The sequence below is a fragment of the Marichromatium purpuratum 984 genome, from assembly GCF_000224005.2.
Taxonomy (GTDB): domain Bacteria; phylum Pseudomonadota; class Gammaproteobacteria; order Chromatiales; family Chromatiaceae; genus Marichromatium; species Marichromatium purpuratum.
The window spans coordinates 2,190,606-2,204,980 of record NZ_CP007031.1 but is presented as its reverse complement, the minus strand read 5'-3'; the positions used below and the strand labels follow the sequence as shown (position 1 = coordinate 2,204,980).

Annotated in this window: 11 protein-coding genes; 7 read left to right on the top strand and 4 right to left on the bottom strand. The window is 68.7% G+C overall.

Features of this window, described 5'->3' with window-relative positions; genetic code table 11:
• The first annotated feature begins 11 nt into the window (after positions 1–11).
• Positions 12–1,661: a sensor domain-containing diguanylate cyclase gene (locus MARPU_RS09715; RefSeq protein ID WP_005224974.1), complete on the top strand. Its 1,650-nt coding sequence runs from the start codon at positions 12–14 to the stop codon at positions 1,659–1,661.
• Positions 1,662–1,671: 10 nt separating this feature from the next.
• Here the strand turns inward: MARPU_RS09715 and MARPU_RS09710 are convergent, their stop codons facing one another.
• The 3 genes from MARPU_RS09710 to MARPU_RS09700 are packed head-to-tail and all read right to left on the bottom strand — an operon-like array spanning position 1,672 to position 6,785.
• Positions 1,672–4,113 (bottom strand): response regulator, encoded by a 2,442-nt coding sequence (locus tag MARPU_RS09710; protein WP_005224973.1) that lies wholly within the window; start codon positions 4,111–4,113, stop codon positions 1,672–1,674.
• A 58-nt stretch (positions 4,114–4,171) separates the two neighbouring features.
• Positions 4,172–5,857 carry a DNA repair protein RecN gene (gene recN / locus MARPU_RS09705; RefSeq protein ID WP_005224972.1) on the bottom strand — a complete coding sequence of 562 codons (1,686 nt, stop codon included), beginning with the start codon at positions 5,855–5,857 and terminating at the stop codon, positions 4,172–4,174.
• A 34-nt stretch (positions 5,858–5,891) separates the two neighbouring features.
• Positions 5,892–6,785: an NAD(+) kinase gene (locus MARPU_RS09700; protein ID WP_025275257.1), complete on the bottom strand. Its 894-nt coding sequence runs from the start codon at positions 6,783–6,785 to the stop codon at positions 5,892–5,894.
• 247 nt (positions 6,786–7,032) lie between these two features.
• On the opposite strand from MARPU_RS09700, the gene hrcA reads away from it, so the two are divergent.
• The 5 genes from hrcA to dapB all read left to right on the top strand — a co-directional run bounded on the left by hrcA (position 7,033) and on the right by dapB (position 13,010).
• Complete coding sequence (gene hrcA / locus MARPU_RS09695) at positions 7,033–8,088, top strand: heat-inducible transcriptional repressor HrcA (protein WP_005224970.1); 1,056 nt, start codon at positions 7,033–7,035, stop codon at positions 8,086–8,088.
• A gap of 82 nt (positions 8,089–8,170) precedes the next feature.
• A complete protein-coding gene (gene grpE, locus MARPU_RS09690; RefSeq protein WP_005224969.1) occupies positions 8,171–8,833 on the top strand; it encodes a nucleotide exchange factor GrpE in 663 nt (220 codons plus the stop codon).
• A gap of 89 nt (positions 8,834–8,922) precedes the next feature.
• Positions 8,923–10,866 (top strand): molecular chaperone DnaK, encoded by a 1,944-nt coding sequence (gene dnaK / locus MARPU_RS09685; RefSeq protein WP_005224968.1) that lies wholly within the window; start codon positions 8,923–8,925, stop codon positions 10,864–10,866.
• Between the two features lie 122 nt (positions 10,867–10,988).
• The gene (dnaJ, locus tag MARPU_RS09680; protein ID WP_005224967.1) at positions 10,989–12,131 is read left to right on the top strand and encodes a molecular chaperone DnaJ; all 1,143 of its coding nucleotides are present in this window, start codon (positions 10,989–10,991) and stop codon (positions 12,129–12,131) included.
• A 63-nt stretch (positions 12,132–12,194) separates the two neighbouring features.
• The gene (gene dapB / locus MARPU_RS09675; protein ID WP_005224966.1) at positions 12,195–13,010 is read left to right on the top strand and encodes a 4-hydroxy-tetrahydrodipicolinate reductase; all 816 of its coding nucleotides are present in this window, start codon (positions 12,195–12,197) and stop codon (positions 13,008–13,010) included.
• Between the two features lie 40 nt (positions 13,011–13,050).
• Here dapB and MARPU_RS09670 read toward each other — a convergent pair whose 3' ends face one another.
• Positions 13,051–13,443 carry a DUF3775 domain-containing protein gene (locus MARPU_RS09670; protein WP_005224965.1) on the bottom strand — a complete coding sequence of 131 codons (393 nt, stop codon included), beginning with the start codon at positions 13,441–13,443 and terminating at the stop codon, positions 13,051–13,053.
• A 143-nt stretch (positions 13,444–13,586) separates the two neighbouring features.
• Between MARPU_RS09670 and MARPU_RS09665 the strand changes: the two genes are divergently transcribed.
• Positions 13,587–14,375, top strand: a complete 789-nt coding sequence (locus MARPU_RS09665) for a M48 family metallopeptidase (RefSeq protein WP_005224964.1) — start codon at positions 13,587–13,589, stop codon at positions 14,373–14,375.

Here is a 14,375-nt window from a genome sequence, read left to right as displayed (position 1 = left end):
ACGAGAGCCTGGTGCAAACTGGACAAGATGCAGTAGGCGATGACGAGGCGCGGGGGGCGGGGCGGTTGCTCGGTCATTCGCTGACCCTGTTCTTCGCGATCTTTCTCGCCATCGCCGCAGTGATCGGTGGTCTCGGCGCCATCTTCTACCAGTCCGAGGTCGAGCGCTATCTCGAGAGCACCGCCGAGCAGGAGCGCTACCGCATCGAGCTGCTGCGCTATCTCGTCCATGGCACCTTCGACGACGTCATCGGCGACCTCTTCGTCCTCGCCGGTCAGAACGAACTCGAACGGCTGCTCGTTGACGGCGACAAGCAACACCTGCGCTCGGCCATCGCCGACGAGTATCTCGCCTTCGCCACCCTCAAGGGGGTCTATGACCAGCTGCGCTTTCTCGATCTCGAGGGGCGCGAGCGGGTGCGGGTCAACTACAACGATGGCGCCCCGGCGGTGGTGCGCAGCGCCGAACTCCAGGACAAGCACCAGCGCTATTACTTCACCGCCACCCTGGCGCTGCGTCGGGGCCAGGTCTACGTCTCGCCCTTCGATCTCAATATCGAGCACGGTGGACTCGAGCGCCCGCTCAAGCCGATGATCCGGCTCGGTACCCCGGTGTTCGATGCCGTTGGCAACAAGCGCGGCGTGGTGCTGATCAACTATCTCGGCCATCATCTGCTCGAGCGTCTGGCCACCGCCGGCACGTCGATGAGCGGCGAGATCGCGCTGCTCAACGCCGATGGCTATTGGATGCTCAGCCCGCGCGCGGACGATACCTGGGGCTTCATGATCCCGGAGCGCGCGGCGCGGCGCTTCGACAACGATTATCCGCGCGAGTGGGCGCTGCTGCGCATGCGCGAACAGGGTCAGGTCCGTACCGACAACGGTCTGTTCACCTTCGCCGAACTCCATCCGCTGGAGCCGGGGCGCCGACTCGGGGTCGGCCATCTCGCGCGCACCGCACCGGGCACCGAGCGCTATGTCTGGTATCTGGTCTCGCAGGTCCCGGCGGCGGTGATCGAGCGTTACACCGGCGGGTTGCTGGCGCGGTTGCTGATGCTCGGCGCCGGGGTGTTGCTGGTGATCGCGGTTGGCTCCTGGTACCTGGCGCTCGGCATCATCCGCCGGCGCCTCTACGAGTCGCAGCTGGTGACGCTGGCGCATTACGATCGTCTCACCGGGCTGCCCAACCGGACGCTGTTCTTCGATCGGCTCGAACGGCTCCACGAGAGCGCGATGCGTTACGGGCGCCGCTACGGTCTGCTCTATCTCGATCTCGACGGTTTCAAGCAGGTCAACGACACCTTCGGTCATCATGCCGGCGATCGGCTGCTCGAGCAGGTCGCGGTGTTGTTGCGCCAGGGGGTGCGTCGCGCCGATACCGTCGCTCGGCTCGGCGGCGACGAGTTCGCCATCCTGCTCTCCGAGGTCGGTGACGCCGCAGCCGCACACCAGTTCGGTGACAAGCTGATCGCGCTGGTCCGCGATGCCGAACAGCTGCACTATCAGGGGGTGCGGGTCGGGGCCAGCGCCGGGGTCGCCATCTATCCCGATCACGCCAGCTCACCGGAGCTGTTGGTGCGCCGCGCCGATCAGGCGATGTACGCGGCGAAGAAGCGAGGCAAGAACAAGTGCGTGGTGTGCCGGCGTCTGGAGCTGTCCTGAGCCGGGGCGCTCAGCTCTCGCGGGTGCGTCGCACCCAGCCGGTGAGGGTGTTGTAGAGTTCCTTGAGTCCGAGCGGCTTGCTCAGATAATCGTCCATCCCGGCGTCGAGGCACTGTTCGCGATCACCGGGCATCGCCAGCGCGGTGAGGGCGATGATCGGGGTGCGCCGCAGCGCCGGCGCCTCGCGCAGTCGCCGGGTGGTCTCGAGTCCGTCCATGCCGGGGATCTGCACGTCCATCAGGATCACGTCCGGTCGGTGCGCGCGTGCCTGCGCCAGCGCCGCCTTGCCGCTACGGGCGGTGGCGACCGCGCAGCCACGGATGCGCAGATAGGTGGCGATCATCTCCTGGTTGCTCTCGTTGTCCTCGACCAACAGCACCTGGACCTGGCCGAGCGCGTCTGCCTCTGCGGTCTCGTCGTCGCTTGCCGCATGGGCCCCGGGTTGGTCGCCGGCCTCCTGCGCCGCCGGGTCCCAGGGCAGCACGATGTCGAAGCGACTGCCGGCGCCGGGTTCGCTCTCGACCTCGATGCGCCCGTGGTGCAGCTCGGCCATGCCCGCGGCGAGCGCCAGCCCCAGCCCGCTGCCGTCGTACTGGCGCGAGGGTCGGCTGTCGAGCTGGACGAAGGGCTGGAAGAGGCGCTCGCGCTGCTCCGGGGCGATGCCGACGCCGGTGTCCCAGACGCAGACATGGACCTCGCCCTGGGTGGCGTCGGCGCGCACCTCGAGACCGATGCGGCCGCCCTCCGGGGTGAACTTGACGGCGTTGCCGAGGAGGTTGACCAGCATCTGCTTGAGCCGGCGGCTGTCGCCCTGGACCAGTCGCACCGCCGGGTCGATGTCGGTGGCGATGGTGATCGACTTGCGCTTGGCCGCCGGGCCGATCAGCCGCAGGCTCGCCTCCCACAGCTGGTTGACCGGGATCTGGTCCCAGCGCAGCTGCATCTGTCCCGAGGCCACCCGCGACATGTCGAGGATGTCGTTGATCAGCTCGAGGAGATGGGCGCCGTTCTCATGGATGGTATGGACGGCGCGTGCCTGTTGCGCGGTGAGCGGCCCGAGCAGGGTGTCGCCGATGGTCTCGGAGAGTCCGAGGATGGAGGTCAGCGGGGTGCGCAGCTCGTGGCTCATCGCGGCGAGGAACTCGTCCTTGGCGCGCGCGCTGCGCGCCAGCTCGACATTGGCGCGATCGAGTTCGGCGGTGCGCTCGAGCACCCGCTCGGCGAGCAGTGCGCGCTCCTCGGCGAGCGCCTGATGGGCGTTGCGCAGCGCCTGCTCGGCGCGCTTGCGCGCGGAGATGTCGGCGAAGGTGACCACCGCGCCGACCAGGCTGCCGTCGCGATAGATCGGGTTGGCGTGGTACTCGACCGGGATGCTGGTGCCGTCGGCGCGCCAGAACACCTCGTCGTCGACCCGCGCCGGGGTGCCGTCGCGGTGGGTGCGTGCGGCCCTGCAGTCGCAGGCGGCATAGGGGCTGGCATCGAGGTGTGAGTGGTGCAGGGTCTGGTGCATGTCGCGTCCGTGCAGCGCCTGCGGCGCGTCATAGCCGAGCATGCGTGCGCCGGCGGGGTTGCAGAAGGTGCAACGGCCCTGGGTGTCGACGCCGTAGATACCCTCGCCGGTGGATTCGAGCAGCAGGCGAAAGCGCGCCTCGCTCTGGCGCAGGTGCTCCTGGGAGTTGGCGAGATTCTCCTGCATGTGCTTGAGGGCATGGAGCATCTGCGCGTGCTCGTCGTTGCCGCTGACCTGGATCTGGGTGGAGAAGTCGCCGGCACTGACCCGCCGGGCGATTGCCGTGGCGGTGGCGATGGGCTGACCGATGGTGCGATCGAGCAACCAGATCAGCGCCGCCACGGCCACGCTCATCACCCCGAGCACCAGCGCCAGGACCTGGAACTCGGCGACGCGTGTCTGGTGGTCGATGGCGGCGATCTGGATGCGCTCGTGGGTGCGCGCCTCGGCCACCAGGCGGTCGATCAGCTCGGTCGGTTCGCGGTCGATGCCGCGCACGTCGCGGTCGACGATGAGCTGGGCGGCCGGGTCCTCGGCGCGATAGTGATCGAGCGCGGCGCGATAGGCCGTGCCGAGGCGCAGGTGGGCGGCGAGGAAGCGCTCGGCGCTGGCGCGCACCCGCGGGTCGTGCTCGCGCAGCAGCTCGAGCAGCCGGGCGACGGCGGCGCGGGTCTCGGTCTCCTCCTGCTCGAACTGCGCCAGATAGCGCTGGTAGAGATCGGGGTCCTGGCCGCGCAGCAGGATGTTCTTCCACTCCTGGACCTGGGTCTTGAAGCTGACCTGGGCGGTGAGCGCGGTGGTGACGATCTGCGAGCTGCGGGCGCGGATCTCGGACTCGCGGTCGGCGGCCTGCTTGTGGAGATGGAAACCGTAGAGTCCGACGGCGAGGTCGACGATGAGGATGGCGATGAGTCCGCCGGCGAAGCGTGTGCGTACGTTCATGTGCGATTCGTCGGGGCGCGGGTGTGGCGCCCGTGCGGTGGCGACCTCTGGGCGGGTTTCAGGACGGAGGCGTGGTGGCGGCGCGGTCGAGCATCTCGCTGGCGTGGTCGCGGGTGCGACGGGTGATCTCGGTGCCGCCGAGCATGCGTGCGATCTCCTCGATGCGCGCCGACTCGTCGAGCGGCTCGATCCGGGTGTGGGTCTCGCCCTCGCGCCGCTCCTTGCGCACCCGCAGCTGGCGGTGAGCCTGGGCGGCGACCTGGGGCAGGTGGGTGACGCAGAGTACCTGGCGCTCGGTGCCGAGTCGGCGCAACAGCCGACCGACGATCTCGGCCACGCCGCCGCCGATGCCGACGTCGACCTCGTCGAACACCAGCGTGGGGATGCGCCCGCAGGCGGCGGTGGCGACCTGGATGGCCAGCCCGATGCGCGAGAGTTCGCCCCCGGAGGCGACCCGGGCGAGCGGCTGCAGCGGCTGGCCGGGGTTGGCGCTGACCATGAAGGTGATCCGCTCCAGTCCGCCGGCCGTGGCGCGCTCGGTGGGCAGCTTCTCGAGCGTGACGGCGAAGCGACCGCCGGCCATGCCGAGTTCGCCCAGCGCCGTGCTCAGGGTCTTCTCGAGGCGCGTGGCGGCCGTGGCGCGCGCCGCGCCCAGGGTCTCGGCGCCCTGGAGATAACGCCCCCAGGCCGCCTCGCGCGCCTCGGCCAGTCCGGCGAGCACGATCGTGGCCTGTTCGAGTGCGTCGAGTTCGGCACGACGCTCGGCGAGGTATTCGGGCAGTTGAGCGGGAAAGATGCGATGCTTGCGCGCCAGCGCCTGGAGCTGTTCGAGCCGGGCCTCGACCGTGGCCAGGGCGTCGGGGTCGAGTTCCAACCCGTCGAGATAGTGACGCAGCGCCGCGGCGGCCTCGCCGGCGTGGATGCTCGCCGTCTCCAACAGTTCGCGGGCCTCGCCGAGCGCCGGGTCGATGGCGGCGAGGTCCTCGATCTCGGCGAGCACGCCGGCGAGCTGGTCGCAGATCGTCGGCTCGCCCTCGGCCAGTCCCTGGAGCACGGCGCCCGCCCCGCTCTGGAGCTGTTCGAGATGACTGAGACGGCGCTGCTCGCCGTCGAGCTGCTCGAGTTCCTGGCTGTCGATCGCCGCCGCCTCCAGCTCCTCGACCTGGAAGCGCAGCAGCTCGAGCCGCTCGGCGCGGCTCTGCGCCTCCTGCTCGGCGCGCTCGAGGGCGCGGGCGTGGTCGCGATAGGCGCGGAAGTCGGCGGCGACCTGCTCGGCGAGCGCGCGGTGTCCGCCATAGGCGTCGAGCAGGTCGCGCTGGGCCTCGGCGCGCAGCAGCGACTGGTGGGCGTGCTGGCCGTGGATGTCGACCAGCAGCTCGCCGAGCGCGCGCAGCTGCGCGGCGGTGATGGGATGACCGTTGACATAGGCCCGCGAGCGTCCCTTGGCCACCAGCAGGCGGCGCAGGATGCAGGTGTCCTCGTCGCTCTCGAGTTCGTGGGCGCGCAGCCACTCACGTGCCGCAGGCGTCGCCGAGAGGTCGAATTCGGCGACGATCTCCGCACGTTCGCGACCGGGGCGGATCATCGTCGCCTCGGCCTTGTCGCCGAGGGCGAGACCGAGGGCGTCGATGAGGATCGACTTGCCGGCGCCGGTCTCGCCGGTGAGCGCGCTCATCGCGGCCTCGAACTCCAGCTCGACGGCGCTGACGATGGCCAGGTCCCGGACCATGAGATGGGTCAACATGCCGCGCCGCCTCCGTGCTCGCTGGGGTGTGCGTTCATGCCCGCCGGGTCTGGGTGCGTCCGCCCCAGCCGAGCTTGGCGCGGAGGATCTGGTAGTGATCCTGCCCCAGGGGATGGAGCAGGGTGACGCGCTCGGGGTGGCGGGTGATCTCGATCGTTGCCCCGGGCGGCAGCTGCAGCTCGTCCTGACCGTCGCAGGTGACCTGGACGTGTCCCAGCTCGAGCGGGCCGACGCGCACCTCGATGCGTCGATCGGCGGGCAGCACCAGCGGGCGGTGGGCGAGGTCGTGAGGGCAGATCGGCACCAGCACGATGGCCTCGAGTCCGGGGTCGATCAGCGGACCGCCGCCGGAGAGGGCGTAGGCGGTCGAGCCGGTGGGGGTGGCGATGATCAGCCCGTCGGAGCGCTGGGCGTTGACGAAGACACCGTCGACATAGGTCTCGAACTCGATCATCCGCGCGGTGTTCCACTTGTGGATGACCACGTCGTTGAGCGCGCAGGAGCGGCGCGGCGGGGTCTGGTCGCAGTGGATGCGCGCCTCGAGCATGGCGCGCGAGTCGGTCTTGTACTCACCCTCGAGGATGCGCTCGAGCACCGAGCCGATCTCCTCGGGCGAGACGTCGGCGAGGAAGCCGAGGCGCCCGAGGTTGATCCCGACCAGGGGCACGTCGTGCGCGGCGAGCACGCGCGCGGCGTGCAGCAGGGTGCCGTCGCCGCCGACTACGATCACCAGGTCGCAGCGCTCGCCGAGTTCGTCGAGCGGGCGCGCGGCGCCGACGGGGGCATCGAGCAGATGGGCGCTCTCGGCGTCGAGCAGCACCTCGAGCGCGTGCGCGCGCAGATAGGCGCAGAGGGTGCAAAGGGTGCTGCGTGCCTTGTCGGGATCGCCTTGCTTGCCGATGATGCCGATGGTCTGGAAATGCGCCATGGAGTTCTGTGTGGGGTTGGGGACGGCGGGACCGATAAACGTTAGCATGGGCGGCCAGACACGCCAATAGGCGTCCGGGGGCAGCCTTGACAGGGTAGGAGCAAATCCCTAAATTCCTGTGTTAGCACTCTCTCACGGTGAGTGCTAACGGGGTCGATCCCTCTGATGTCCAAGGCCGCAAGGCAGGCGCAGGCGGGGTTCGGCGATGGTCCATCCGCGCGATCCAGTGATGTAGACGGCTGAAACCTTGGCAGGCGAGACGCGACAGTTCGAATCCCCGGTGAGCGAGCGGGCGCTGCTGTTCCTGAAGGCGTTGGTCGAGCGCTACATCAGGGACGGTCAGCCGGTCGGCTCCCGGACCCTGGCCAAGGATACCGGTCTCGATCTCAGTCCGGCGACGGTGCGCAACGTGATGGCCGATCTCGAGGACCTGGGGCTGCTGATCTCGCCCCACACCTCGGCCGGGCGGGTGCCGACGGCGGCCGGGTATCGACTGTTCGTCGACTCGCTGCTGACGGTCAGTCCGCCCTCGGCGCGCGACATCGCCTCGCTGCGCAGCACCTTCGTGCCGGGGATGGATGCCAAGTCGCTGGTGGAGACCGCCTCCAACCTGCTCTCCGGGGTCACCCATCTGGCCGGGGTGGTGATGCTGCCGCGTCACGAGCGCAACGCCTTTCGCCAGATCGAGCTGGTGCCGCTGTCCGACACCCGGGTGCTGGCGATCCTGATCACCACCGAGGGTGAGGTCCACAACCGCATCATCAACACCGATCGTCGCTTCTCACCCGCGCAGCTCGAGCAGTCGGCCAACTATCTCAATCAGATGTTCACCGGACAGGACATCAACGAGGTGCGCCGACGACTGCTCGAGGATCTCAAGCGCACCCACGAGAACATGGACCAGTTGATGATGCAGGCGGCGGTGCTCGCCCATCGGGTGGTGGAGGATGCCGATCGCAAGGACGACTGCTACATCGCCGGGCAGACCAATCTGATGGAGTTCGGTGAACTCTCCAGCATGGACCGGCTCAAGCAGCTGTTCGAGGCCTTCAATGAGAAGCGCGAGATCCTCCACATCCTCGATCGCTGCATCGCCGCCGACGGGGTGCAGATCTTCATCGGCGAGGAGTCGGGCTACGCGCTGCTCGACGACTGCAGCGTGGTCTCCACCACCTATCGGGTCGAGGGCGAGGTGGTCGGCGTGCTGGGGGTGATCGGCCCGACCCGCATGGACTACCAGCGGGTGATCCCGATCGTCGATGTCACGGCGCGGCTGCTGGCTGCGGCGTTGCGTCAGAATTAGCGCGAGACAAGGTTTCATCACGCGCTGCCGCGTCCGTGTCCGACGTGGTGGCGTGGTCGTTTACGGAATTTCGGAGGTCACAATGAACCCAGAGCAGAAGCGCCCCGAGCAACAGCCCGAGCAGCAGGGCCAGGGCGACGAGGCGGTCAACCGCGCCGCGGTCTCGGCTTACGCCGAGGCCTCGGCCGAGGTCGAGGTCGAGACGCCGGTCGAGGACAGCGCCCCCGAGGGCGAGCAGCAGGTCGCCCCCGACGAGCCGGCGGCGCCGAGCGCCGAGGAACTCGGTGCGGCGCTGGCCGAGGCGCGCGCCGAGGCCGAGGGACTGCGCGAGCAGCTGCTGCGCGTCCACGCCGAGGGCGAGAACCTCAAGCGGCGTCACGCCAACGAGCTGGAGAAGGCGCACAAGTTCGCCCTCGACGGCTTCGTGCGCGAACTGCTGGGGGTGCGCGACAGCCTCGAGCTGGGGCACCAGGCGGCGCAGGACGAGGCGGCCGACGTCGCCAAGCTGCGCGAGGGCACGGAGCTGACACTGAAGCTGCTCGGCGACGTGATGGACAAGTTCGGAGTGGCGCAGGTCGATCCGATCGATCAGCCCTTCGACCCCGAGTTCCATCAGGCGATGTCGATGCAGCCGCGCGAGGACGTCGCGCCGAACACCGTGGTGGGGGTGATCCAGAAGGGCTACATGCTCAACGGCCGACTGGTGCGTCCGGCACTGGTGCTGGTCTCCCAGCAGCCCGCCTGAGCATCGCTTGAACGCCCTGGGGGCCTCCCCCAACTGATCGAACAGCCAGGCGCCAAGGCGCCATACGACACCATTCGGAGACCATAGTCATGGGAAAAATCATCGGTATCGACCTCGGCACCACCAACTCCTGCGTGGCGGTGATGGAGGGCGACAGCGTCAAGGTCATCGAGAACGCCGAGGGTGATCGCACCACCCCCTCGATCATCGCCTACACCAACGACAGTGAGGTATTGGTCGGTCAGTCGGCCAAGCGTCAGTCGGTCACCAACCCGACCAACACCCTGTTCGCGGTCAAGCGTCTGATCGGCCGCCGCTTCGACGACTCGGTCGTCAGCAAGGACAAGGACATGGTCCCCTACAAGATCGTCAAGGCCGACAACGGCGACGCCTGGGTCGAGGTCAGCGGCAAGAAGATGGCGCCGCCGGAGATCTCGGCCAAGGTGCTGCAGAAGATGAAGAAGACCGCCGAGGACTATCTCGGCGCCGAGATCACCGAGGCGGTGATCACCGTCCCGGCCTACTTCAACGACTCGCAGCGTCAGGCCACCAAGGACGCCGGTCGCATCGCCGGGCTCGACGTCAAGCGCATCATCAACGAGCCGACCGCCGCGGCCCTGGCCTACGGCATGGACAAGCAGCGCGGTGACCAGAAGGTCGCCGTCTACGACCTCGGCGGCGGCACCTTCGACATCTCGATCATCGAGATCGCCGAGATCGAGGGCGAGCACCAGTTCGAGGTGCTCTCGACCAATGGTGACACCTTCCTCGGTGGCGAGGACTTCGACCTGCGCATCATCGACCACCTGGTCGAGTCCTTCAAGAAGGAGCAGGGCGTCGATCTGCGCAACGATCCGCTGGCGCTGCAGCGTCTCAAGGAGGCCGCCGAGAAGGCCAAGATCGAGCTGTCCTCGAGCCAGCAGACCGACATCAACCTGCCCTACATCACCGCCGACCAGAGCGGTCCCAAGCACCTCAACCTCAAGCTCACCCGCGCCAAGCTCGAGTCGCTGGTCGAGGAGCTGGTCGATCGCACCATCGCGCCCTGCCGTACCGCGCTGAAGGACGCCGGTCTCACCGCCGGCGAGATCGACGAGGTGATCCTGGTCGGTGGCCAGACCCGCATGCCCAAGGTCCAGGCCAAGGTCGAGGAGTTCTTCGGCAAGACCCCGCGCCGTGACGTCAACCCCGACGAAGCGGTGGCCATCGGCGCCTCGATCCAGGGCGGCGTGCTCGGCGGCGAGGTCAAGGACGTGCTGCTGCTCGACGTCACCCCGCTGTCGCTCGGCATCGAGACCCTCGGCGGCGTGATGACCAAGCTCATCGAGAAGAACACCACCATCCCGACCTCCGCCGGTCAGGTGTTCTCCACCGCCGACGACAACCAGACCGCAGTCACCGTGCACGTGCTCCAGGGTGAGCGCGAGCGCGCCGCGAGCAACAAGTCGCTGGGTCGCTTCGACCTCTCCGACATCCCGCCGGCGCCGCGCGGCGTGCCGCAGATCGAGGTCAAGTTCGACATCGACGCCAACGGCATCCTCAACGTCTCGGCCAAGGACAAGGCCACCGGCAAGGAGCAGTCGATCGTCATCAAGGCCTCCTCCGGTCTCTCCGACGACGAGATCGAGCGTATGGTCAAGGACGCCGAGGCCCACGCCGAGGACGACCGTCACTTCCAGGAGCTGGTCGCTGCGCGCAACCAGGCCGACACCATGATCCACTCGACCCGCAAGTCGATGGAGCAGCTCGGTGACAAGGTCGAGAGCGGCGAGTGCGAGTCGATCGAGCGCGCCATCAAGGACCTCGAAGAGGCCATGGGTGGCGAGGACAAGGAGCGCATCGAGGCGCTGACCAAGACCCTCGGCGAGTCCTCGGCGAAGATGGCCGAGCGACTCTATGCCCAGAACGCCGAGGCCACCGGCGGCGAGGCCGGCGCCGAGGGTGGCGCCGACGCCCAGTCGTCCGGCGCCAAGGGCGGTGCCGACGACGTGGTCGACGCCGAGTTCGAAGAAGTCAAAGACGACAAGAAGTGAGGTCAGCGGCCGCTAAGCGGCCGCCTCGACCTTTGTGGCGAAAGCGTACCGACGTTCCGCGTCCGTGCGCTTTCTGCTTATGAACACGTCCGAGGCTGGCGTGCTGCGGCTGGAATGAATCAATGTCAAAACGCGACTACTACGAAGTCCTCGGTGTTCAGCGCAACGCCAGCGAGGCCGATCTCAAGAAGGCCTTTCGCCGGTTGGCGATGAAGTATCATCCCGACCGCAACGGCGGCCCGGATGCCGAGGCCAAGTTCAAGGAGGCCAAGGAGGCCTACGACGTCCTCAGCGACGCCAAGAAGCGCTCGGCCTACGACCAGTTCGGCCATGCCGGGGTCGAGGGCGGTCCGGGCGGCTTCGGCGGCGCCGGTGACTTCGGCGGCGCCGGCTCCTTCTCCGATATCTTCGGCGACGTCTTCGGCGACATCTTCGGCGGTCGTGCCGGGGGCGGTGGCGGACGCCGTGCCCAGCGCGGCGTCGATCTGCGCTACGACCTCAGCCTGACGCTCGAGGAGGCGGTCAACGGCAAGGATGTCAGCATCCGCATCCCCACCCAGGTCGACTGTCAGTTCTGCGGCGGCAGCGGCGCCAAGCCCGGCACCAAGCCCAAGACCTGTCCCACCTGCGGTGGTGTCGGTCAGGTGCGCATGCAGCAGGGCTTTTTCTCCATCCAGCAGACCTGTCCCGAGTGTCGCGGCACCGGACACGTGATCGAGGAGCCTTGCGAGCACTGTCGTGGCCAGGGCCGGGTGCAGGAGGAGAAGACGCTGTCGGTGAAGATCCCCGCAGGCGTCGACACCGGTGATCGCATCCGCCTCGCCGGCGAGGGCGATCGCGGCGAGCTTGGTGGCCCGCCCGGTGATCTCTACGTCCAGGTGCAGGTGCAGCCGCACCCGATCTTCACCCGCGAGGACAGCAACCTCTACTGCCAGGTGCCGATCGGCTTCGTCGTCGCCGCGCTCGGCGGTGAGCTGGAGGTGCCGACGCTCGACGGCAAGGTGATGCTGAAGATCCCCGCCGGCACCCAGACCGGGAAGATGTTCCGGGTCCGCGGCAAGGGCGTGAAGCCGGTGCGCGGCGGCCCGCTCGGCGATCTCATCTGCAAGGTGGTGATCGAGACCCCGGTCAATCTCACCGAGCGGCAGCAGGAACTGCTGCGGGACTTCGAGGAGAGCGTCCGCGAGGGCGGCTCGCGCCACAATCCGCAGTCGCACTCCTGGCTCGACGGGGTCAAGAGCTTCTTCGAGAAGATGGGGCTCTAGACGCGGCACTCGTCGCACCGCGCCGCGCGCGGTGCGTCATCCGCCAACAAGGACATCCTTCACATGACAGACATCAGGATCGCAGTGGCCGGTGCCGGCGGGCGCATGGGGCGCGCGCTGGTACAAGCCGTCACCGAGGCTGAGGGGGTGGTGCTCGGCGCTGCCACCGAGCGCGCGGGCAGCTCGCTGCTCGGCACCGATGCCGGTGAGCTGGCCGGGGTCGGCGCGCTCGGCGTGACCCTCGTCGCCGAGCTGGCGACGGTGCTCGACGACTTCGACGTGCTCATCGATTTCACCGCGCCGACGGCCACGCTCGCCCACCTCGAACTCTGCCGCGGCGCCAGCAAGCGCATGGTGATCGGCACCACCGGCTTCGACGAGGCCGGGCGCGCGGCGATCGCCGCGGCCGCCGAGTCGATCGGCATCGTCTTTGCGCCGAACATGAGCGTCGGCGTCAACCTGACCTTCAAGCTGCTCGACATCGCCGCGCGGGTGCTCGGCGACACGGTCGACATCGAGATCATCGAGGCCCATCACCGTCACAAGGTCGATGCCCCCTCGGGCACCGCGCTGCGCATGGGCGAGGTGGTGGCTGAGGCGCTCGGGCGCGATCTCGCCGAGGTCGCCGTCTACGGGCGCGAGGGCCACACCGGTGCGCGCGAGCGCCGTACCATCGGCTTCGAGACCATCCGCGCCGGTGACGTGGTCGGCGAGCACAGCGTCTGGTTCGCCGCCGAGGGCGAGCGCGTGGAGATCGCCCACAAGGCCTCCAGCCGCATGACCTTCGCCAGTGGCGCGGTACGTGCCGCCGGCTGGATCGGTGCGCGCGCGCGCGGCCAGTTCGACATGCAGGACGTGCTCGGGCTGCGCGACTACTGAGTCGCCCGTCGCCCCGCCGCTGGCGGGGCGACGCCCCGGCTCACTCCTGACAGGAGTAGCCGAAGGCGATCAGCCCTTCCTCCAGGTCGTCGGCGACCATCGGGTGGACCAGCAGATAGGCCGCCGCGCGCAGCGAATACTCGCCGACGGCGTCATCGACCGCCGTCTCCCAGTCCTCCAGCTCGTAGTCGCCGCGTCCCAGCCACATCAGTGCCACCAGCTCGGCACGCTGACGTTGGCTCATCTCGGCGATGGCCTCGGTCATCGCCACCAGCGCCATGTCGTCGCTGTGGTCGGCGAGCATCTGCAGTCCCCAGTCCTCGGTCGGGCTCGAGGGGACGTCCGGCAGCACCACCTCCTCCTTGGCCTGGAACTCGCGGACCTTGCCGATGATCTGGCACAGGGTCTGGGGTTGGATGTGAAGCTTGCTCATCAATCTCCTCGCTCTCGACGGAGTCCGTCCGCGGGATGCGGCGCGTCGTCGAGTGGCCAGTGTACACCGCCGCGCCGGGGTGGTGGCGCGCCGACTCCGTCCCCATCTGCCCTGCAATGACTACTACACGAGAGAGCCTCCGGATGTCCCCCTCGTCGCTCGCCCGTCGGCTGTCGCCCTGGTTGCTGGCGCTGATGCTGTGGGGCTGCGCCAGCGCGCCCGAGACCGGGCGCAGCCAGCTGATGCTGATCGATCACGCCGAGGAGGCCAGGCTCGGCGCCCGTGGCTTCGCGCAGATCAAGCGCGAGCTGCCGCGCGCCCGCGACCGTGCCGCCCAGGCGCGCATCGAGCGCATCGGGCGGCGCATCGCCCGGGTCGTCGAGCTGCCCGGCGCGCGCTGGGAGTTTGTACTGTTCGAGGACCCCAGCCCCAACGCCTTCGCCTTGCCGGGCGGCAAGGTCGGGATCAACACCGGCATCCTGCCGATCGCCCGCACTGATGCCGGGCTGGCCACGGTGATGGCCCACGAGATCGCCCATGTGGTGGCGCGTCACGGCGCCGAGCAGCGCTCCCAGAAGATGCTCGCCGGACTCGGCGCCGGACTGCTCTCGGCGGTGCTCGGCGCCCAGGGCGTGCCGGGCAGCGACCTGGCGGTACAGGCCTATGGCGTCGGCGCCCGGCTCGGGGTGATCCTGCCCTATTCGCGTGCCCACGAACTCGAGGCCGACCGTCTGGGGCTCTTCTACATGGCCCGCGCCGGCTACGATCCGCGCGAGGCGATTGCCTTCTGGCAGCGTTTCCAGGCCGCCAGCCGGGGCAGGGCGGCACCGCCCGAGTTCCTCAGCACCCACCCGGTCGATACCACCCGTCTCGCGCAGCTGCGCGAGCTGCTGCCCGAGGCCGAGGCGATCTATGTGTGGAAGGCGCGCTGA